We start from the raw sequence: 19,623 nt of genomic DNA on the forward strand, positions 1-19,623 counted from the left end.
GTTGCGGGTTCTGGTAATCAAGACCTCATCCCTGGGCGACGTGATCCATGCCTTGCCGGCGCTCACCGACGCGGCGCGGGCGATTCCCGGCATTCGGTTCGATTGGGTGGTGGAAGAAGGCTTTGCCGAAATCCCCACTTGGCACCCGGCGGTGGACAAGGTCATCCCGGTGGCGATTCGCCGCTGGCGCAAGAACCTCTGGCAAACCGTCAAGAGCGGCGAATGGCGGCGCTTCAAGCAGGCGGTGCAGTCGACCAAATATGATCTGGTGATCGACGCCCAGGGCTTGCTCAAAAGCGCCTGGCTGACCCGCTATGTGCGGGCGCCCATCGCCGGCTTCGACAAAGATTCTGCGCGAGAACCGCTGGCTGCGCGCTTTTATTCCCGGCGCCTGGCCGTGGCCCGTGGGCAACATGCGGTGGAGCGTTTGCGCCAGCTGTTCGCCGTGGCGCTGGGCTACGACCTGCCCCAGCGCCTGGGCGACTACGGCCTGAGCGTCGAAAAACTGCTCGGCCTGCCGCCGAAAAAACCGTTCGTATTGCTGCTGCACGGCACCACCTGGGACACCAAGCACTGGCCCGAAGCCTATTGGCGCGAGCTGGCCGAACGCATGGGCCGCCTGGGCGTGGACGTAAAGCTGCCGTGGGGTAACGCCGCCGAAAAGGCGCGGGCCGAACGCCTGGCCCTGGGCCTGCCCAACGCCGAAGTGTTGCCCAAGCTCAACCTGGCGGGCGTGGCCCGTATATTGGCGAGCGCCCGTGCCTGCGTGGCCGTCGACACCGGCCTCGGCCACTTGGCCGCGGCGCTGGACGTGCCGACCATTTCCCTGTTCGGTCCCACCAACCCTGGCCTCACCGGTGCCTATGGCAAAGGCCAGATCCACTTGGCCAGCGACTGGCCATGTGCGCCTTGCCTGCAAAAACAGTGCACTTATCAACCTACTGCCGACGACCTGCGGCGGTTCGACATCGCGCGCGAGTCGCCCCTGTGCTTCACGCGCTTGAACCCTGAGCGTGTCGCAAGCCGGCTGAGCACGTTGTTACTGGCCGAGGAGCAGCACTGATGCAACTGGCTTTTGTTCTGTACAAGTACTTCCCTTTCGGTGGCCTGCAGCGCGACTTCATGCGCATCGCCCTGGAGTGCCAGCAGCGCGGCCACAAGATTCGGGTGTACACCCTGATCTGGGAAGGTGATATCCCGCCAGGCTTTGAGGTGCTGGTGGCGCCGGTCAAGGCCTTGGTCAACCACCGCCGCAACGAAAAGCTCTACGCCTGGATCCAGGCCGACCTGGCCAAGCGGCCGGTGGACCGTGTGGTGGGGTTCAACAAGATGCCGGGGCTGGACCTGTACTTTGCCGCCGACGGTGTGTTCGAGGACAAGGCCCAGACCCTGCGCAACCCGATGTATCGCTGGTTCGGGCGCTACAAGCACTTTGCCGAATACGAGCGCGCCGTGTTCGATAAGAACGCCAAGACGCAGATCATGGTGTTGTCCGAGCATCAGCAACAGTTGTTCACCCAGTATTACGGTACCCAGGCAGAGCGTTTTCACCTGTTGCCACCGGGTATCGCCCGCGACCGCCGCGCGCCGCCGAACGCCGCCGAGATCCGCGCCGAGTTCCGCGCTGAATTTCGCTTGGCTGAAGATGATTTGCTGTTGGTGCAAATCGGTTCGGGGTTCAAGACCAAGGGCGTCGACCGCAGCCTCAAGGCGCTGGCCGCACTGCCTTCGCGCCTGAAGAAACGCACCCGGCTATTTGTAATCGGCCAGGACGACCCCAAAGTATTCCAATTGCAGAGCGCGGCGCTGGGCCTGGGCGACCAGGTGCAGTTCTTCAAGGGCCGCAATGATATTCCGCGCTTCCTGCTGGGGGCTGACCTGTTGATTCACCCCGCGTACAACGAGGCGGCCGGCATGGTGCTGGTCGAAGCGGTGGTCGCCGGCCTCCCGGTACTGGTGAGCCAGGTGTGCGGCTATGCGTTCTACATCGACAAGGCCCAGAGCGGCCGGGTGTTGGACGAGCCGTTCGAGCAAACCCAGCTCAACCAGTATCTGGTCGATATGCTCGACGACCCACAAGCGCGTGCGACCTGGAGTCGCAATGGTCTGGCCTTCGCAGAGACGGCCGACCTCTTTAGCATGCCGCAGTACGCTGCGGACCTGATTCTGGCGGAGCCAAACCGATGAAGTTGATTCTAGCCGAACCCTTCAAGACCCTCTGGAACGGGCGCGATGCGTTCGCCGAGGTCGAGAAGCTGGAAGGCCAGGTGTTCCGCGAACTGGCCGCTCGCCGTACGTTGCGTACGGTGGTCGAGGGCCAGCCTTATTTTGTGAAGATCCACCGTGGGATTGGCTGGGGCGAAATCCTCAAGAACCTGGTCACTGCCAAATTGCCGGTGTTGGGCGCGGGCCAGGAGTGGGTGGCGATCCAGCGCTTGCAGGCGCTTGGCGTACCGACCATGACCGCCGTGGCGTTCGGTGAAAAAGGCAGCAACCCGGCCGACCAGCACTCGTTCATCATCACCCAGGAACTGACCCCCATCATCAGCCTGGAAGACCTGACCCTGGACTGGGTCAAGCAACCGCCCGTGCCGGCCATCAAGCATGCCTTGACCCTTGAGCTGGCGCGTACCGTCGGCGCGATGCACCGCGGTGGCGTCAACCACCGTGACTGCTACCTGTGCCATTTTCTGCTGCACACCGACCGGCCCATCAGCGTCGACAACCTCAAGCTGTCGGTGATCGACCTGCACCGCGCCCAGGTGCGTGCAACGATCCCCGTGCGCTGGCGCAACAAAGACTTGGCCGGCCTGTATTACTCCGCGTTGGAGATCGGCTTGACCCAGCGCGACAAGCTGCGTTTTCTCAAGGCGTACTTCCAGCAGCCGCTGCGCCAGATCCTGGCGGAGCAAACCGCGCTGCTGTCTGCGCTGGAACGCATGGCAGCAAAGCTGTATGCGCGTAAACAACGATACGGGGATGCGATCTGATGGCGGGTTGGAACCTGGAACCTGCCTACGCCGCCCTGGCGGATGACTTTGGAAGCCTGGACGCGGTGTTCGCCCTGCAAGGCGAGCGGCTGACCCGCGACCCGTTGTCGGAAGTGATCCGGGTGGAGCGTGGCGGGGTCAATTATTACGTCAAGCGCTACGTAGGCGCCGGCAAGGGCCTGCGTCGTTACCTGGGCCGGCCACGGGTGAAATCCGAATGGCAGAACCTCAAGCGCTTCGCCAAGTGGGGCATCCCCACCGCCGACGTGGTGGCCTGGGGCCTGGACCGCAAGGGCCTGGCCTATAATCGTGGCGCCATGATCACCCGCGAACTGCCCAAGACCGAAGATCTGTCGGTGCTGGCCGAGCGTCACGATGAGCGCCTCAAAGACCCCCGGTGGGTCGATGGCATCAGCCGCCAGCTCGCCGAATACACGCGCACCATGCACGATCACCGCTTCACCCATAACGACTTGAAGTGGCGCAATCTGCTGGTGGACGACCAACGTACCTTGTACCTGATCGACTGCCCCAACGGTGATTTCTGGCGCGGCTTCTGGCTCAAGTACCGCATCACCAAAGACCTGGCCTGCCTGGACAAAGTCGCCAAGTATCACTTGTCGGCCACCCAGCGCCTGCGCTTCTACCTGCAATATCGCCAGCGCGCGCACCTGACCGCGTCGGACAAACAGCGAATTCGCCATGTGGTGAAGTTTTTCGAGGGACGCGAATGAGTGACTTCCTGGCGGCCGAAGACCGCGCTCTGCTTGAGCGCAACGGCCTGGCGACCTTCGACGCGCTGTGGGCCAAGCAACTGGATGCGGTGGACGAGCCGAACACCAGCGGCGACGGTTGGAGCAGCGTGTATCGCCTGGAGCTTGAAGGGCAGGGTTACTACCTCAAGCGTCAGAGCAACTACCTCACGCGCACCTTGCACCGCCCGTTTGGCGAGCCGAGTTTTGCCCGCGAGTTTCGCAACATCAGCCTGTATCGAAAGCTCGGCATCCCGGCCCTGCAAGCGGCGTTCTTCGGTGAGCGCAAGGTCAAGGGCGAGCGCCGGGCGATGCTGCTCACCCGTGCGCTGGATGGCTGGAATGACCTGGACTCGTTGCTGGAGCAGTGGTCGCAATTGAGCGCAGCCCAGCACAGTGCGATCCTGTTGGCGTGCGGCAAGCTGGCGCGTCATCTGCACAGCGTCGGGCAGGTGCATGGCTGTTTTTACCCCAAGCATATTTTCCTGCAGCCTGCCGGTGAGGGGTATGCCGCGCAGTTGATCGACCTGGAGAAAACCCGCCCGCTGCTGTTTGGCTGGCGTGACCGGGTCAAGGACCTGGAACCGCTGCTGCGCCGCGCGCCGCAATGGTCGGATGCGCAGGTGCGCCAACTGCTGGCGGCGTACCTTGAGCAGCCCGAGGACAGCGCCTTGGTTGCCACTTGGCACCAGCGCCTGACCGCACGCCGCAGCCACAAGGAGAACCGCTGATGCGCTTATCCGAGCTGAAAACGGCTGGGCGTACCCCCAGCCTGCCGCTGACCCTCGACCTGGCGGATGCCGCCGGCCCTGGGCAATTGCAGTTGCTGAGCCTGCTGCGGGTGTTGCCGGGGCAGCGCTATGTGGGCGCCGCCGTGTGGCGGGGTCGCCCGGTGTTGGCCAAGTTGTTGGTGGGCAGCAAGGCGGCGCGGCATTTTCAGCGTGAGCTCACAGGGGTACGCCTGTTGGCTGAGCAAGGCCTGACTACGCCGTTGCTGCTGGCCGATGGTTTGCAGGACGGCGAGGGCGGTTGGCTGCTGTTTGAGTTTATCGAGGGTGCTCAAAGCCTGTCCGACGCTTGGCTCGCCGTCGAAAACCTGCCGCCGTTGGCGGACGAACAAACCGCCGTGCTCGCCGAAGCGCTGGGCGCGATTGCCCAGATGCATGCCAAGGGCCTGTGGCAGGAAGACCTGCACCTGGACAACCTGCTGCGCAAAGACGGCAAGCTGTATTTGATCGATGGCGCCGGCATTCGTGTCGAAGAGGCGGGCAAGCCGCTGTCACGCAATCGAGTGCTGGAGAACCTCGGGGTGTTCTTCGCCCAACTGCCGAAGAACCTTGAGCCGTTTACCGAAGAATTGCTGGTGTATTACCTGCTGGCCAACGGCGAACACGCCTTGCCAATGCAAGCCCTGGAAAAGCAGGTGCGTAAAGTCAGCGCCTGGCGCTTGAGAGACTACCTGGACAAGACCGGCCGCGAATGCACGCTGTTCAGTGTGGTGCGCGGCGCTTTTGGCCTGCGTGCGATCCGCCGCGAAGAAGAAGCCGCCATGGTGCAGGTGCTGGAGCAGGCCGATGCGTTGCTCGACCAGGGCCACCTGTACAAGACCGGTGGCGCGGCGAGCGTGGCCAAGGTCGACGTGGCCGGCCGACCGCTGGTGATCAAGCGCTACAACATCAAGGGCTTTGCCCACTGGCTCAAGCGCTTCTGGCGCCCAAGCCGCGCCTGGCACTCCTGGCGCGAAGGCAACCGCCTGGCCTTCCTGGGTTTTGCCACACCCAAGCCGCTGGCGGTGCTGGAGAAACGGTTCCTGTGGTTGCGCAGCCGTGCCTACCTGGTCACCGAGTACCTGCCGGGGCCGGACATCATCGAGCGCTTTGCGCCGTATGTGGAAAGCGGCGATGCGCCCGAGAGCGAATTGCAGGCGCTGGACCAGTTGTTCGCCGAGTTGATCCGCGAGCGCATCAGCCATGGGGATTTCAAGGGCCATAACCTGTTCTGGAATGACGGGCGCTGGGCAATGATTGACCTGGATGCCATGTGCCAGCACCGTTCTGTTGCCAGCTTTGCCCCGGCATACGCCAAGGATCGGGCGCGGTTCATGCGCAATTGGCCGCAAGACAGTGCGTTGTATCGAGTGATTGATCAGCGGTTGCCCAAAGAGATCAGTATCGTCAGTTGAAGCGGGCCCTGTGGGAGCGGGCTTGCTCGCGAAAGCGGTGGGTCAGTCAACATTGGTGTTTGCTGGGCCGACGCCTTCGCGAGCAAGCCCGCTCCCACATTTGATCTTCATTGTTTTGAGTAGGGTGTTCGCTTAACTGATCGGTATTGGGGGTCAGAACTGATACTGCGCCCCGGCCCCCGCATACCACGAGCGCCCCGGTGCCGCTTCGTAATAGCGGCCATTGCCATCCCCCACGATCACCGACCCTACGTACTGACGGTCCAGCAGGTTATCCAGGCGCAAGGTCTGGTGAAAGGTCCAGTGCTCGACCTTCTGCTCAAACCGCGCGCGCCAGTTGAAGACGCTGTAGGCCGGTGCGGCGCGTTGCTGATTGGTGTCTTCTACGTAGACCTTGCTGCGGTACAGGCCTTCGATGGCGGTGCTGACCCAGTCCCGTGGTTTCCAGTTCAGTTCGGTGAACAGGGTGGTTTGTGGCACGCCGGGGAGGTAGTTGCCTTTGTCGATGGTGTTGGCGCCGCTGGCAAAATCGCTGTCGTAGGTGGCGTGCAGGCGGGTGTAGGCGAGGCTGGTGCTCCAGTGCTCGCTCAGTTGGCTTTCAACACCCAGTTCGAAGCCGCGGCGCAATGTGCGACCGGCATTCTGGTAGCTGGTACGGCCACCGATGGATTGCTGCACCACCAGTTCGTCCTCGGTGGTGATCTGGAAAACGGCGGCGTTGATCCGCGTGTTGTTCAGTTGCGCTTTCACACCCATTTCATATTGCGTACTTTCAGACGGCTTCAAGCCGAAGTTGAAGCCCTCGGTGTTGCCCGGTGCATAGGCCAGCTCGGCCTGGGTCGGGGTTTCGAAGCCTTTGCCTGCGCTGACGTAGCCGTGCAGGTCGGGGGTGAACGCATACATCACGCTCATCGACGGTGTGTTTTTCTGGTAGGTCTTGTTGCCGCTGGCGTCGCCATTGCTCAGGAGCTGATCGTCAACGTCCATCTGCATCGTGCTGTGGCGCACGCCGGCTTGCAGGGTCCAGCGGTCGAGGGCCCAGTTGGCCTGGATATACGGGTCGAGGCTGCGAGCCGTGTCGATTTCGTCGCGGCGTAGTTGGCCTTTCACGCCGAGGGTGTTGCCGCTGTAGTTCTGATAGCCATGGCGGCTGTCTTCGCTTTGGTCGAAGTCCAGGCCGGTAATGATCATCAGCTCGCCAGGCGCGCTTTCGATGGGCTGCATCCAGCGCACGCTGCCGCCGTAGAACTTACGGTCAAATTGCACCACGCCACCGCCGCGTTCGTTGGCGGGCGTGCCCTTGGGGATCGACAGGTACTGAATCACACTACGGCGCCCGGTATAGGCATTGACCTGCAAGGTCGCGCCACCGAAGTACCGCTCGTAATTCATCCCCAATTGCTGATGATCGATACTTTTGCGCGTGTTGTAGTTCAGCGCATTGGCGCTCACCGAACGCGGGTTGGCCTTGTACGCTGCCCAGGTCTGCCCCAGTGGATCTTGCGTACCGTTCTGCTCCAGGCTGCTGTAGATCAATGCCAGCTTGCTGTCGTCATCGGGCTCGACATTGAGCTTGGCGAAGGTCTGGTCGCGGCGCGCGCTGCTGTGATCGCGGTAGCCGTTGGTGTCCATGCGCGAGGCGTCGAGCACAAACCCGGCGCCATTCGCCGCGCCCTCGGCGCTCAGGTGGTTCTTGTTCAGCCCGTCGCTGCCCATCAGGGTTTCGGCGCCGATGCGCGGCGGGCCTTCGCCGTCGCGGGAGAACATTTGGATAACACCGCCGGCGTTACTGCCATACAGCGTCGCCGCCGGGCCGCGCAACACTTCGATACGCTCGGCGGTGTCGAGGTTGAAGGTGGCGGCCTGGCCCTGACCGTCCGGGGTACTGGCGGGGATGCCATCGGCGACCAGCTTGATGCCGCGCACGCCGAATGCCGAACGGGCGCCGAAGCCGCGGGAAGAAATTTGCAGGTCCTGCGCATAGTTCTGGCGGTTCTGCACCACCAGGCCGGGCACGCGGGACAGGGCTTCGGAGGCGTTAATGCCCAGCTGGCCGTCACTGATCTGCTCGCGGCTGATGCCATCCACGGAGTAGGGCAAATCGAACGTTGGGCTGGCGCTGCGCGAACCGCTGACGACGGTGGGGGCGAGGGTCAGTGGCGAATCATCGCCCTGCACGGTGCTGCTCAAGGCCAGCAGGCCAGGCAGCAAGAGGGAAAAACGAGCGTGCATTTTTTTCATAAGGCAGCCAGAGTCTTGGGCACGCATAGCGAAGGCGCGCAAAAAGTGCGCAAGTTTAAACAGTCAGGCAGGTTTTACCATTTCGGATTTTTCCTACGCAATGCAGCGGCGTCTCTGGGGTGAATGAGCCAATCTCTCGGTGCTAGCGTGGCTGACCGTTTGCGAGGCTAGGATATGACAAGAAAAATAATGGCTGCACTGGGTGTAAGTGTCGCTGCGCTGTTATTAAGCGGCTGTGGAACTGTTAATAGCGTCATGCGTAAAGAGGGCGACACGGCGCGTGAGCTCAGGCTCGCAAAAACCTATTGCCAATCCATTCCCCGCGCTTACAGCGGCGTGGCCTTTGATTTCTGCATGCTGCACGCGGCCCCGGACCCCACCGGGTTCCTCATACCCTTCGTGCTCGTAGATATTGCGGTGTCCGCGGTTGCCGATACGGTGGTTTTGCCCTATACGATTTATCGACAATCGGCCGACGGTAATATCAGCATCTATTGGCGTCCGGGCCGTTCATAAGCCTATGGGTATAAAAGCACCTGCCCAGCTCATCTACTGGGGGAAAGGAGTTGTCCGTGAGTCGTGGTTTCAGAATCCTGCTGGTTTCAACCTTGTTATTGGCCTCCGGCTGCGGAACGATCAATACCGTCTTTCGTCCGGATGCCGTGGCCAGCCAGAACCTCAAGGAGTCACGCAGCCACTGCGAAAACGTGCCGCGTATCTACAGTGGGGTGATTTACGGCTTTTGTACCCTCAATGGCGAGCCTGCACCGGACAAAAGCCTGAAGGACCAAAGCCTGCTGGATCGCCAAGGCAATGCCTTCCCGATCATCGCAATTGAATTTGTCGCCTCTGGTGTCATGGACACCCTGATGCTGCCTTATACGATCTACCGCCAGAACAAGGACGGCAGCATCGAGATCTTCCGCTAGCCCCTCTCGGCGCTTGCCGCTAACAGCTTCCCACTGCTTTTAAGCTATAATCCCGCCCTTTAGCTGTTTCCCGCCCGGGCGGGAAGCACACTTTTTTCAGGCGCGATGCGCCTGCATGCAGACTAAAAGAGGCTAGACCCCAGTGGCATTGACGATTCTTGGCCTGTCCGGCGCCCTTAGCCATGATCCTTCCGCAGCCCTGTATATCGACGGCAAGCTGATTGCGGCCGCCGAAGAAGAGCGCTTCGTACGCGACAAACATGCAAAGAACCGCATGCCCTACGAGTCGGCGAAGTTCTGCCTGGAACAGGCCGGCATCAAGCCTTCGGACGTTGATGTGGTGGCGATCCCGTTTGCCCCGATCAGCCTGTTCGGCGAGGCGCGCTGGCACTATGCCAAGCGCTACTGGTACGCCCCGGACCGCGCCCTCGACGCGATCCTGATGGGCAACCGTCGCTACAAGCGCTATCGCAACAAGATCGTCTGGTGCCTGGAGCAACTGGGCTTCGATCCGAAGAAAATCAAGATCGAACCGGTTGAACACCACCTGGCTCACGCCTCCAGCGCCTACCACTGCTCGGGCTTCCAGGAAAAAACCGCGATCCTGGGCATCGATGGCAAGGGCGAGTACGCCACCACCTTCTTCGGCTACGGCGAAAACGGCAAGATCCACAAGATCAAGGAATTCTACGATCCGGACTCTCTCGGCGGCCTGTACGGCGCAATCACCGAGTTCCTCGGTTTCGAGATGCTCGACGGTGAGTTCAAGGTCATGGGCATGGCGCCGTACGGCGATGCCAGCAAATACGACTTCTCGCGCCTGGCCTCCTTTGAGAACGGCGAGTTGGTGATCAACACCGACTACGCCAACGTCATCGGCCTGCGCCGCTACAAAGAGAAGGGCAAGGGTTTCTACTTCTCGCCAAAACTGATCGAGTGGCTGGGGCCGAAACGCGAAGGCGACATCGCCGACGAGCCGTACATCCACTACGCGGCCAGCATGCAGGCGCTGTTCGAAAAACTGGCCTTGCAGATGATCGACCACTACCTGGGCGACATCCTCAAGGACACCGGCAAGCTGGCCTTCGCCGGCGGCTGTGCGCTGAACGTCAAGCTGAACCAGAAAATCATTGCCCGTGACGACGTAAAAGAACTGTTCGTGCAACCGGCCTCCGGCGATGCCGGTACCGCTGTCGGTGCGGCTGCCTATGTGTCCCATGCCCGTGGCGTACCGGTCGAGAAGATGGAACACGTCTACCTCGGCCCGTCCTACAGCAACGAAGACGTGATTGCCGCGTGCGCCAAGCACGAGAGCAAGCCGAACTGGCGCAAGATCGAAAACATGCCTAAGCGCATTGCCAAGATCATGGTCGACGGCAACCCGGTGGCCTGGTTCCAGGGCCGCATGGAGTTTGGCCCGCGTGCGTTGGGCGGACGTTCGATCATTGGTTGCCCAAGTGCGACCGGCGTTGCAGATCGCATCAACCACCAGATCAAGTTCCGCGAGCGCTGGAGGCCTTTCTGCCCGTCGATGCTCGATACCGTGGCCCCGCAGATGATCAAGGTCGATCACCCGGCGCCGTTCATGACCTTCACCTTTGAAGTCGCCGAAGAATGGAAGACTCGCGTACCGGAAGTGGTGCACGAAGACGGTACTTCCCGGGCCCAGGTGCTCAAGCGCGAATACAACCCGCGCTACTACGACATGATGAAAGAGCTGGAAGTACTGACCGGCAACGGCGTGTCCCTGAACACCTCGCTCAACCGTCGTGGCGAAGCGATGATCTGCTCGCCGACCGACGCGCTGAACATGTTCTTCGGCTCGGACCTGCAGTACCTGATCATGGAAGACATCCTCGTGGTCAAGGACGGCGTAGACCCTTATGACGCCGTGGTTTAAATGCTGAACCGCTTCCAGGGCTGGCGTGAACGTGGCTGGGCGCCTGTCGAGGCCGAGGTTTACGCCCAGGCCTGGCAGCGTTACGGCGGCAGCGTGGCGACCCATCCCCAGGTGATCGAACGCTTGGCCGGCCTGGCGCAGATACCCGTGCGCTACCTGGGCTGGGAACAAGGTGGTGAACTCAAGGGGGCAATCGCCACCTGGGGACGCGACCTGGCGCTGTCCAAGGACGTGCTCAAGCGCAGCGGCAAGAAAGGCCTGTTTGACCTGGGCAACGCCGAGATCATCCTGCCGATTGCCGCCGATGCGCAGGTGCCGTTGCGGCATCGTGCACGCTACCTCTCGGCGCTGAACGAGGGGCGCGTGAGCACCCTCAAGCCCCAGGCCGAGCAGTTGGCCATGGCGCGTACGCCTGAAGACCTGTCGAAGAAGTTTCGCTACAACCAGCGGCGTGAACTGCGCCTGTTGGAAGAGGCGGGCGGCGTGGTACGGGCGGTCAGTGAGTTCTCGAGCGTAGAGCTGGCGGCGATTTATTGCGATTTGTTCCAGCGCCGTTGGGGCTTCCCGGCGGCGGGCGCGGCGCGCCTGGCCGAGGTGCTGGAGTTGCTCAAGGAGTTTTTGTTCGGCTCGGTGCTGTTTCTGAACGACGCGCCGATTGCGGTGCAATTGGTGTATCAGGTGCAGTCCAACGAGTGGTTCAGCGCCGAGTATGTCAACGGCGGCGTCGACCCTGAAACCCGCGCCTTCAGCCCCGGCAGCGTGCTGAGTTTTCTCAATACCCAAAGTGCCTGGGAACAGGCGCGGGCGGCGAACAAGTCGCTGCGCTTCTCCTTCGGGCGTTCCGACCGTGAATACAAGGAGCGCTGGTGCAACCCGGTGCCGGTGTTCAGTGTATGAGCCGTAAACAGCAACTGCTCAAGCGTCATCGGCGTAACAAGCGTATTGCGCTGCTGATCGGCGTGCTGGTGCTGGTCGCCACCGGCGTACTGGTTGCCTGGTGGTTGCCGCTGATCCTTGCGGTGCTGCTGTGGGCCGCCCATGAAGCCTGGTTTGCCGATCACCTGTTTTACTCGCCCAAAGACAGCTATGAGTATGCCTTTCCGGCCGGCAGCGAACAGCCCGGCTTGCGCCTGGAGGCGGGCCGGCTGCTGCTGGATGCGCCGTTGGCGGCGGATGAAACCCTGATCGTCGGCGTTGAGTTGAAAAGTACCTGGCTGGGGCGTTTCTTCGACCCTGCGGTGGACCTTTTGGGCCTGGTCAGCCCGGACCGGCAAGCCTTCGAACGCGGCGTCGCCGGGCGGCGTTATCTGAACCTGACCGGCGCCGCCGAAGCCTTGGCGGCGGGCAACCTCCAGTTGCGCGGGCGTTTTTGCCGGATCAAGGGGCAGCCGACGCTGTGGCGCTTTCGCCAGCCGGACTATCGCCAGCAACGTGTGATGGTGATCGCGCCCCATGCCGACGATGCCGAACTGGCTGCGTTCAGCCTTTACAGCCAGGCGACTGAAAGCTGGATCGTCACGCTGACGGCTGGTGAAATCGAAGCCGAGCATTATCAGCACATGGGCCTGCCCAAGGCTGAAGCTGCGCGCCTCAAGGGCCGTTTGCGGGCCTGGGACAGCGTCGCGGTGCCGCGCTGGGCGGGTGTACCCGAGGCGCAGTGCGTGCAGTTGGGCTACTTCTGCATGCAGTTGCAAGCCATGCAAGCCGCGCCGGATCAGCCGCAAGCCTCTCGCGAGGCGGATTTGGCCGATACGCGGCTGTTTCGCCAGTTCAATGGTTTTGCCCTGCCTGGCGATGCTGATGGTGCGCCGACCTGGCACAACCTGATCGCCGACCTGCGGGCGCTGCTGCTCAAGGCGCGGCCCCAGGTCATCGTCTTGCCCACGCCGTTGCTGGACCCTCACGCCGACCATATCTGCGCCCACGCGGCAGTGCTGGAAGCCTTGCAGGGGCTGGCGTGGCAGCCCGACACATTGCTCGGCTACGCCAATCACCTGCATGATAACGACCGTTGGCCCATGGGTGATTCCGGCGCTGGCGTGGCGCTGCCGCCGCGTTTCGATGGCGCTGTGGAGCTGGTGCCGTGCAGTTTCGCCCTCGCGTTGAGCCAGCAGCAGGACAAGGCCATGGCCCTGGGCATGATGCACGACCTGCAGCCGCCAGCGCCGTTCAAGCGTCGTGTGCGCCGCTGGTTGCAGCAACTGCTGTCAGGCCGTAGCCCATCGCCCTACGGCGAGAACGAATTCTTTCGCAAGGCCGTGCGCCGTCACGAGCTGTTGTGGGTCCTGAAGCAGGACTGAGAGCCGATTGAAGGCAGGCCGGTATGCGCCTGTCGCCCTTTTTACCGGGCTGCGTGCCCGTAGCCAGATCGCTGCATGGAGAGTTATGAAGCCTCGTTTCAAGGTTTTGCAGTTACAGCCGGACTACAACGTCAAGACCCATGACTTCGCGGACTTGGGTGAGCAAATCGTCAAATCCCTGCCGGCTGAGCGCTTCGAGGTGACCTCTGGATTTCTCAGCGGGCGCCCGCTGCCCGGCCAACCCCTGAGCGTGGCCGAGCACTCGCATTATTTCGAGCTGCCGGAGAAGTCCCTCAAGGGCATTCGCTTTGGCGCCATGTGGCAGATCTACAAGTACTGCCGCGAGCAGAAGTTCGACGTGGTCATCTGTAACCGCTTCAAGTCGGTGAACATGATGCTGTCGCTCAACCGCTGGTTGAAGATCCCGCTGTGCATCGGCATCTCCCACGGCTTTGGCGAGTACGCCCGTGGTTACCGTCGGCGTCAGACCCAGCGCTGGGTCAGCCCGGCGTGGCGCTTTGTCGGTGTGTCCGAAGCGGTCAAGGACTACCTGGTAGATCTCAATTGCGGCTTCACCCGTGAGAACACTACCTACGTCACCAACGCGATCGACATTCCCCAGGCAGAGGCTTTGCAGCTGTCCCGCGAGGACGCGCGCAAGGCCCTGGGCCTGCCCATGGATGCACGGATGATCGGCGCACTGGGGCGCCTTGTGCCGATCAAAGGCCATACCCATCTGCTGCAAGCCTTCGCCACGCTCAAGGACAAATACCCTGAGGCGCAGGTGGGCATCATTGGTTCCGGCCGTGCCGAAGCCGACCTGCGTGCCGACATCGAGCGCCTGGGCCTGACCGGCCGTGCGCACTTGCTGGGCTTTCGCGAAGACGGCATGAAGTACGTGCGCGGCTTCGATATCTGGACCATGCCATCGCTGTTCGAAGGCCTGGGCCTGGCCCTGCTGGAAGGCATGAGCGGCCATCTGCCGGTGATTGCCTCCAACGGCCCGGCGATGCTGCCGCTGGTGCAGGGCGCGGGCGGCTTGTCCCACGACCCGGGCAATGTCGAACAATTGGCTGCGGCTCTGGATACATACCTGGCCTTGAGCGATGAACAATTACGCGCCAAGGGTGAAGAGGTGTTCCGCTATTTGGAGGCCAACCACACCCTCGACGAGTTCAAGCACAAGTACCTGACCCTGATTGAAACCGGTTTGCGTGAAGTAGGTAGAGCATGAATCAGCCACAACCCCTGGTCTCGGTGATCATCGCCTCCTACAACCATGGCCAGTACATCGAGCAAAGCATTCTCAGCGTGTTGGGGCAGACCTACCCCAATATCGAGCTGTTGGTGGTCGACGACGGCTCCAAGGATGACAGCGTCGAACGCATCCGGCGTTTGCAGGCCGAGCACGGCTTTGATTTCCAGTTGCAGCAGAACCAAGGGCTCAGCGCCACCTTGAACGGTGCGATTGCTCGCGCCAAGGGTAGCCTGATCGCACCGTTCGGCTCGGATGACATCATGTTGCCGGACCGTATCGCCACCCAGGTGGCGTATATGGACGGCAAGCCGACGGTGGGCATGTGTGCCGGCAATATCGAGCTGATCGACGGTGACGGCAACCTGCACCCGGAGAAGAAGCAGCGTCGCGATGTGCCGTTTCGCCGTCTGGATTTCGACGACCTGTTCCTGGACCGCAAGCCGTTCCCGCCGGCGCCGACCATGCTGATTCGTCGGGCAGTGCTGGAGGAGGTCGGTGGTTTCGATCCGCAGATTCCTCTGGAAGACCTGCTGATCCAGCTGAAGATCACTGCGGCGGGTTACACCATCGACGCCCTTGACGTGGTGATGGCCAAGTATCGCCAGCACGCTAACAACACGTACAAGAACCACCGCTACATGATCCAGAACATCCTCAAGACCTACGCGAAGTTCAGCGAGCACCCGGCCTATGACGCGGTTCGCTACAACTTCCTGAACTCGATGTTCCTCAAGACCGCCGACCGCGACCGCCCGTTGGCGCGGGAGATTCTCAAGCAGATCCCGTTGAAGTTCTGGGGGCGCAAGACCTTGCGTGGGCTGGTGCGGTTGTATCTGGCACCACTCAAAAACTGAACCGCCACCGCACCCTGTAGGAGCGAGCTTGCTCGCGAAGAACGTCAACGATAACGCGTGCTTCCTGAATAAACGCGGTGCCGGTGAGTTTTTCGCGAGCAAGCTCGCTCCTACAGAGGGTGTTTACAGGCTCTGGACCTGCTCGCGGATTTTCGCGGTGGCGGCTGGGCTTGCCACCGAGGCGTAACCCTTGACCAGTTGTTCGAAGTGCGTTTCGAACAGCCAGTTGCGGTCCTGGGGATAACGCTGCATGTGGCGCAGGTTACGTTGGCGCAGGGCGTGACGCAGCGAAGACGGGTAGATGCGCAGGTCAGCCACGTCGATCAGGGCGAATTCACCATCGTCCATCAACAACACGTTACCCAGGTGCAGCGAGCGGAAGTACACGCCGCGCTCGTGCAGTTGCGCCATGAACCGTCCAAAGCGCTCAACCAGTGATTCACGCAGGCTGCTGTCCAGGCTTTGCAACGCTTGGCGTAGCGTCAGGCCGGGCAATGGCGTGTAGCGCACTGCGCTGCTGGCGTCGCCCAGGCGGTAGAGCCCGAGGATGTGCGGCGTAGGAATGCCCAGTGTGCGCAATTGCTCGCTGTTGCTGGCAAAGCGCTCGGAGTACGGGTTGAAGCTGCCGGAGGTGTACCAGCGGCGTGGGCGGAACAGCTTGAGGAAACTGCCGTCCTCCAGGCGCAGGACTTTGGGCCCCAGGCCATCGGCTTCAATCACATGGGCGTTGCTGCACAGCTGTTCAAACGCGGCGGGTTTGAGGTTCTGCACCGGCATGCGCAGCAGACTGCGATGGCGCTGGGCGATGCTCAGGCCGGTGATGATTGCCAGGGGGATCCACAGCAGGAACCAATGCTCCTTGGGCCGCGACAGGATGCCGCCGCCTTCGGTCAGGCCCGCACCGATGCCATAGGCCAGCAGAGACGATGCCAGGATGAACAGCGGCTGGGCGCGTTCCTTCAGGCCTTTGTACAGGCCCCATCCGAGCATGAAAATCCACGGGATAAAGCCGATGATACCGACATAATAAAGTACGCCGAGGGCGAAGCTGTGGGGTTCGCGCAGTTGGTAGTCATTGGCCACCATTAGGTAGAGCTCGGAATCGTAGCTATGCCCGATCCAAGGGTGCTCGGCAATAAGCTGCAATGTCATGGTCCACAGCTGAAAGCGGAACGAGCTGCCGCGTCCAGTGATCAGTTCGGGGAAGAACAGCAGGAGTCCGGCGGCACCTAGGATCATGCCGGTGATAAGCAGTGCCGCGCGTCGGTTGCGGCTGACAAAGCTCATCCAAAGTATGGCCAGCGTCAGCGCCACCAGCGGCGTGCGTGAGCCGGTCGCCAGCACCGCAGCGGTCATGATTGCCAGGGCCGGTACGCTGAACCACAGCACGTTGAGACGCTGGGTAGTCATGCAGACGTACAGCCAGTACACCGTGAAAAAACCGAACAGGTGCGAGCTGAGCAGCGGGTTGTCGAGGGCGCCCAGCCCGCCGATCATGCGCATGCCAGGTTGATAGCCCTTCGCGAACGCCACCAGGTTACCCAGGCTTACCACCAGCGCAATCACCGCAGCGCTGAAGAAGATCGGTTTGAACAACTCATTGCGGTAGTGCAGCAACAGCCCGCAGCCACCAAACAGCATGAACGTATTCAACGGCCGCTTGAACAGGTCGGTATCGGAACTGGGTTCAGGGCTCCAGAGCAGGCTGGTCAACGCCCAGGCGGAGAACGCCAGGAACGCGATCGCCAGGGGCTCGCGCAGCAGGTCCTTGAACTCCCGTGGGCGCATGCACAACAGAAACAAGGTCGGTACGCTGAACAGGATGTAGACAATGCGGTGCAGTACATTGCGATTGCCGACAAAGAACAGTGCACTCAGGAGCAGCAGCAAGCCAACAGGCAAAATCCATAGGACCAGGAAGTCGAAAACGCGATTTGAGCCATAGGTAAGGCGCTTGGAGTGCATACAGTAAAGCCATTCCAGAAAGAGAAAGCCGACCATCTTAAGCTAGTGGCTAAGTAATGTCGCCGGTAGGATCCAACCGGGCCGCGGCTTACGCCGGGTGCAAGTACAACAGAGAAGCTGTGCTAAAGTCAGCCTCCTTTTTCAAAACGCCGCGTGATATGACCGACTCCAGTCCGAGCGCAAGCCCTTCGAGCTTGAAAATATACTTCCGCCTGCTCAGTTACGTTAAGCCCTATATGGGCTTGTTCGCGTTGAGTATCCTTGGATTTCTGATTTTCGCGTCGACCCAACCGATGCTGGGTTACATCCTCAAGTACTTTGTCGATGGTCTCTCCAATCCGGAAGCTGTGCTGTTCCCGACCGTGCCCTTTTTGCGCGACCTGCAATTGCTGCAGGCGGTGCCGCTGCTGATCATCCTGATCGCGGCCTGGCAAGGCCTGGGCTCTTTCCTGGGCAACTACCTGTTGGCCAAGGTCTCCCTGGGGCTGGTCCACGATTTGCGGGTGCAGTTGTTCAACAACCTGCTGACGCTGCCCAACCGCTACTTCGATAACCATAACTCCGGGCATCTGATTTCCCGCATCACCTTCAACGTGACCATGGTCACGGGTGCCGCGACCGATGCCATCAAGGTGGTGATCCGCGAAGGCATGACGGTGATCTTCCTGTTCGCCTCCTTGCTGTTCATGAACTGGCGCCTCACGTTGGTGATGATCGCGATCCTGCCGTTGATTGCCGTGATGGTCAGTACCGCCAGCAAGAAATTCCGCAAGCAGAGCAAGAAGATCCAGGTGGCCATGGGCGACGTGACCCACGTGGCCTCGGAGACCATCCAGGGCTACCGCGTGGTGCGCAGCTTCGGCGGCGAAGTCTATGAACAGAAGCGCTTCTTCAAGGCCAGCCAGAGCAACACCAACAAGCAACTGCGCATGACCCGCACCGGGGCGATCTACACCCCGGCGCTGCAATTGGTGATCTACTCCGCCATGGCCGTGCTGATGTTCCTGGTGCTGTACCTGCGTGGCGACGCCTCGGCGGGCGACATGGTGGCCTACATCACCCTGGCCGGCTTGTTGCCTAAGCCAATTCGTCAACTCTCGGAGGTCAGCTCGACCATCCAGAAAGGTGTGGCGGGCGCCGAAAGCATCTTCGAACAGTTGGACGAAGACGTTGAGGTCGACCACGGCACTCTCGAACGCGACAAAGTCAGCGGTCGCCTGGAAGTGCGTCACCTGAACTTCACCTACCCTGGCACTGATCGCCATGTGCTCAAGGACATCAGCTTTACCGCCGAGCCTGGGCAGATGATTGCGCTGGTGGGGCGTTCGGGCAGTGGCAAGTCGACCCTGGCCAGCCTGATCCCACGTTTCTACCACCATGAAAGCGGTGAAATCCTGCTCGATGGCATCGAGATCGAGGACTACAAGCTGCTCAACCTGCGCAAGCACATTGCCCAGGTTACCCAGCATGTCACTCTGTTCAGCGATACCGTGACCAACAACATCGCCTACGGCGACCTGGCCGGTGCGCCTCGTGCCGACGTTGAAGCGGCGGCGGCGGATGCTAATGCCAAGGACTTCATCGATCAGTTGCCCAAGGGCTTTGATACTCAGGTGGGCGAGAACGGTGTGTTGTTGTCCGGCGGCCAGCGTCAGCGCTTGGCGATTGCCCGTGCATTGCTCAAGAATGCGCCGTTGCTGATCCTCGACGAGGCCACCTCGGCCCTCGATACCGAGTCCGAGCGGCATATCCAGGCGGCACTGGATAAGGTCATGCAAGGCCGCACGACCCTGGTGATTGCGCACCGTTTGTCCACCATCGAGAAGGCTGACCTGATCCTGGTGATGGACGACGGGCGGATTGTCGAGCGTGGTACCCACGGCGAGTTGTTGGCGCAGAACGGCTATTACGCCCGCCTGCATGCCATGGGCCTGGATGCGCCGGTGCAGGCTGATATCACCTGATCCAACAGGTGTACACAGCGCTGCTGTGGGGAGGGGGCTCTCTACCTGACACCCCTCGACCAAACAGTGGGAGCTGGCTTGCCTGCGATGACGGCCTGCCAGCCGACCCATATCTACCTGACACCCCTCGACCAAACAGTGGGAGCTGGCTTGCCTGCGATGGCGGCCTCCCAGCCGACACTTCTCTACCTGATACCCCGCAATCCAACTGTGGGAGCTGGCTTGCCTGCGATAGCGGCCTGACAGCCGACACTTCTCTACCTGCCACCCCGCGATCCAACTGTGGGA

At 61.4% G+C, this 19,623-nt stretch carries 16 protein-coding genes; 14 read left to right on the plus strand and 2 right to left on the minus strand.

Features of this window, described 5'->3' with window-relative positions; genetic code table 11:
- Position 1 precedes the first annotated feature (1 nt).
- The 6 genes from waaC to A7K61_RS17395 are packed head-to-tail and all read left to right on the plus strand — an operon-like array spanning position 2 to position 5,924.
- Complete coding sequence (waaC, locus tag A7K61_RS17370; protein ID WP_032893895.1) at positions 2–1,063, plus strand: lipopolysaccharide heptosyltransferase I; 1,062 nt, start codon at positions 2–4, stop codon at positions 1,061–1,063.
- Positions 1,063–2,187, plus strand: a complete 1,125-nt coding sequence (locus A7K61_RS17375; RefSeq protein WP_044270872.1) for a glycosyltransferase family 4 protein — start codon at positions 1,063–1,065, stop codon at positions 2,185–2,187. Before waaC ends, A7K61_RS17375 begins: the two co-directional genes overlap by 1 nt.
- Positions 2,184–2,990, plus strand: coding sequence for a lipopolysaccharide core heptose(I) kinase RfaP (gene rfaP / locus A7K61_RS17380; protein WP_044270874.1), 807 nt, complete (start codon positions 2,184–2,186; stop codon positions 2,988–2,990). The genes A7K61_RS17375 and rfaP overlap by 4 nt, the downstream gene beginning before the upstream one ends.
- Positions 2,990–3,724 (plus strand): lipopolysaccharide kinase InaA family protein, encoded by a 735-nt coding sequence (locus tag A7K61_RS17385; RefSeq protein ID WP_003187993.1) that lies wholly within the window; start codon positions 2,990–2,992, stop codon positions 3,722–3,724. Before rfaP ends, A7K61_RS17385 begins: the two co-directional genes overlap by 1 nt.
- Positions 3,721–4,473: a lipopolysaccharide kinase InaA family protein gene (locus tag A7K61_RS17390; RefSeq protein ID WP_032893894.1), complete on the plus strand. Its 753-nt coding sequence runs from the start codon at positions 3,721–3,723 to the stop codon at positions 4,471–4,473. The genes A7K61_RS17385 and A7K61_RS17390 overlap by 4 nt, the downstream gene beginning before the upstream one ends.
- Positions 4,473–5,924, plus strand: a complete 1,452-nt coding sequence (locus tag A7K61_RS17395; RefSeq protein WP_069558017.1) for a lipopolysaccharide kinase InaA family protein — start codon at positions 4,473–4,475, stop codon at positions 5,922–5,924. Before A7K61_RS17390 ends, A7K61_RS17395 begins: the two co-directional genes overlap by 1 nt.
- Before the next feature lie 153 nt (positions 5,925–6,077).
- Here the strand turns inward: A7K61_RS17395 and A7K61_RS17400 are convergent, their stop codons facing one another.
- Entirely contained in the window at positions 6,078–8,165 is a 2,088-nt protein-coding gene (locus tag A7K61_RS17400; protein ID WP_069558018.1) for a TonB-dependent receptor, read from the minus strand.
- Positions 8,166–8,354: 189 nt separating this feature from the next.
- Here A7K61_RS17400 and A7K61_RS17405 point away from each other — a divergent pair, with 189 nt between their 5' ends.
- From A7K61_RS17405 to A7K61_RS17435, 7 genes are all read left to right on the plus strand, one after another.
- Complete coding sequence (locus tag A7K61_RS17405; RefSeq protein ID WP_078466491.1) at positions 8,355–8,681, plus strand: YceK/YidQ family lipoprotein; 327 nt, start codon at positions 8,355–8,357, stop codon at positions 8,679–8,681.
- A 56-nt stretch (positions 8,682–8,737) separates the two neighbouring features.
- Positions 8,738–9,094: a YceK/YidQ family lipoprotein gene (locus A7K61_RS17410; protein WP_044270881.1), complete on the plus strand. Its 357-nt coding sequence runs from the start codon at positions 8,738–8,740 to the stop codon at positions 9,092–9,094.
- A gap of 142 nt (positions 9,095–9,236) precedes the next feature.
- On the plus strand, positions 9,237–10,994 hold the full coding sequence (locus A7K61_RS17415) for a carbamoyltransferase (RefSeq protein ID WP_014716634.1): 1,758 nt from the start codon (positions 9,237–9,239) through the stop codon (positions 10,992–10,994).
- A complete protein-coding gene (locus A7K61_RS17420) occupies positions 10,995–11,891 on the plus strand; it encodes a GNAT family N-acetyltransferase (protein ID WP_032893887.1) in 897 nt (298 codons plus the stop codon).
- A complete protein-coding gene (locus A7K61_RS17425; RefSeq protein WP_069558019.1) occupies positions 11,888–13,294 on the plus strand; it encodes a PIG-L deacetylase family protein in 1,407 nt (468 codons plus the stop codon). Before A7K61_RS17420 ends, A7K61_RS17425 begins: the two co-directional genes overlap by 4 nt.
- Before the next feature lie 85 nt (positions 13,295–13,379).
- Complete coding sequence (locus A7K61_RS17430) at positions 13,380–14,528, plus strand: glycosyltransferase family 4 protein (protein WP_014716637.1); 1,149 nt, start codon at positions 13,380–13,382, stop codon at positions 14,526–14,528.
- Entirely contained in the window at positions 14,525–15,406 is an 882-nt protein-coding gene (locus tag A7K61_RS17435; protein WP_069558020.1) for a glycosyltransferase, read from the plus strand. Before A7K61_RS17430 ends, A7K61_RS17435 begins: the two co-directional genes overlap by 4 nt.
- A gap of 123 nt (positions 15,407–15,529) precedes the next feature.
- Here the strand turns inward: A7K61_RS17435 and A7K61_RS17440 are convergent, their stop codons facing one another.
- Positions 15,530–17,371: an O-antigen ligase family protein gene (locus A7K61_RS17440; RefSeq protein ID WP_069558021.1), complete on the minus strand. Its 1,842-nt coding sequence runs from the start codon at positions 17,369–17,371 to the stop codon at positions 15,530–15,532.
- 158 nt (positions 17,372–17,529) lie between these two features.
- Between A7K61_RS17440 and msbA the strand changes: the two genes are divergently transcribed.
- The gene (gene msbA / locus A7K61_RS17445; RefSeq protein WP_044270929.1) at positions 17,530–19,335 is read left to right on the plus strand and encodes a lipid A export permease/ATP-binding protein MsbA; all 1,806 of its coding nucleotides are present in this window, start codon (positions 17,530–17,532) and stop codon (positions 19,333–19,335) included.
- The last annotated feature ends 288 nt before the right edge of the window (positions 19,336–19,623 follow it).

It is taken from the genome of Pseudomonas sp. AP42 (assembly GCF_001728935.1).
In the GTDB taxonomy this organism is placed as follows: domain Bacteria; phylum Pseudomonadota; class Gammaproteobacteria; order Pseudomonadales; family Pseudomonadaceae; genus Aquipseudomonas; species Aquipseudomonas lactis.

Excerpts from the sequence above, each read along its gene's own strand:
- A7K61_RS17375 (WP_044270872.1), top strand. The coding sequence starts at position 1,063 with ATGCAACTGGCTTTTGTTCTGTACAAGTACTTCCCTTTCGGTGGCCTG.
- rfaP (WP_044270874.1), top strand. The coding sequence starts at position 2,184 with ATGAAGTTGATTCTAGCCGAACCCTTCAAGACCCTCTGGAACGGGCGC.
- A7K61_RS17385 (WP_003187993.1), top strand. The coding sequence starts at position 2,990 with ATGGCGGGTTGGAACCTGGAACCTGCCTACGCCGCCCTGGCGGATGAC.
- A7K61_RS17390 (WP_032893894.1), top strand. The coding sequence starts at position 3,721 with ATGAGTGACTTCCTGGCGGCCGAAGACCGCGCTCTGCTTGAGCGCAAC.
- A7K61_RS17395 (WP_069558017.1), top strand. The coding sequence starts at position 4,473 with ATGCGCTTATCCGAGCTGAAAACGGCTGGGCGTACCCCCAGCCTGCCG.
- A7K61_RS17400 (WP_069558018.1), bottom strand. The coding sequence starts at position 8,165 with ATGAAAAAAATGCACGCTCGTTTTTCCCTCTTGCTGCCTGGCCTGCTG.
- A7K61_RS17405 (WP_078466491.1), top strand. The coding sequence starts at position 8,355 with ATGGCTGCACTGGGTGTAAGTGTCGCTGCGCTGTTATTAAGCGGCTGT.
- A7K61_RS17420 (WP_032893887.1), top strand. The coding sequence starts at position 10,995 with ATGCTGAACCGCTTCCAGGGCTGGCGTGAACGTGGCTGGGCGCCTGTC.
- A7K61_RS17425 (WP_069558019.1), top strand. The coding sequence starts at position 11,888 with ATGAGCCGTAAACAGCAACTGCTCAAGCGTCATCGGCGTAACAAGCGT.
- A7K61_RS17430 (WP_014716637.1), top strand. The coding sequence starts at position 13,380 with ATGAAGCCTCGTTTCAAGGTTTTGCAGTTACAGCCGGACTACAACGTC.
- A7K61_RS17435 (WP_069558020.1), top strand. The coding sequence starts at position 14,525 with ATGAATCAGCCACAACCCCTGGTCTCGGTGATCATCGCCTCCTACAAC.
- A7K61_RS17440 (WP_069558021.1), bottom strand. The coding sequence starts at position 17,371 with ATGCACTCCAAGCGCCTTACCTATGGCTCAAATCGCGTTTTCGACTTC.
- msbA (WP_044270929.1), top strand. The coding sequence starts at position 17,530 with ATGACCGACTCCAGTCCGAGCGCAAGCCCTTCGAGCTTGAAAATATAC.